Origin of the sequence: Streptosporangium amethystogenes, assembly GCF_000721075.1 — a bacterium.
Lineage (GTDB): Bacteria > Actinomycetota > Actinomycetes > Streptosporangiales > Streptosporangiaceae > Streptosporangium > Streptosporangium amethystogenes.
In genome coordinates this window covers 1-348 of sequence record NZ_JOEQ01000175.1, presented here as the reverse complement: position 1 = coordinate 348, position 348 = coordinate 1, and the positions used below count along the sequence as shown (strand labels likewise).

General features: G+C 67.8%; 1 protein-coding gene. It reads left to right on the top strand.

Annotated features, from left to right (window positions below):
* Positions 1 to 348: hypothetical protein (locus tag IG98_RS52260; protein ID WP_037973109.1), on the top strand; the 348-nt coding region annotated here is incomplete at both ends.

The following is a 348-nucleotide window of genomic DNA, read 5'->3' as shown; positions in this document are numbered from 1 at the left end:
CCGGGCAGCAGGCGGATGAGGGGGTTGAGGGCAGCCGGACCGTCTTGGTGGTCGACCGCAACAACTACCCGTTGTCGGTCGCGGTCAATGACAGTGGGGCAGAGCTGTCGTTGACGGTGGACGCGGTGGCGCCGATCGATGCGCGTGGTGTGGCCGTGCAGGTCCGTACCGCCACCGAGAGCCTGGTCCGGGCGCTGGAGCAGGCGCTGGACGGTGGTGCGGAGTTGCCGTTGAGCGCGGTGGAGGTGCTGGAGGAGGGTGAGCGTCACCGGTTGTTGTCCGAGTGGAATGACACGGTGGTGGAGTGGTCGGGTGGGGTGGTTCCCGAGTTGTTCGCGGCTCAGGTGG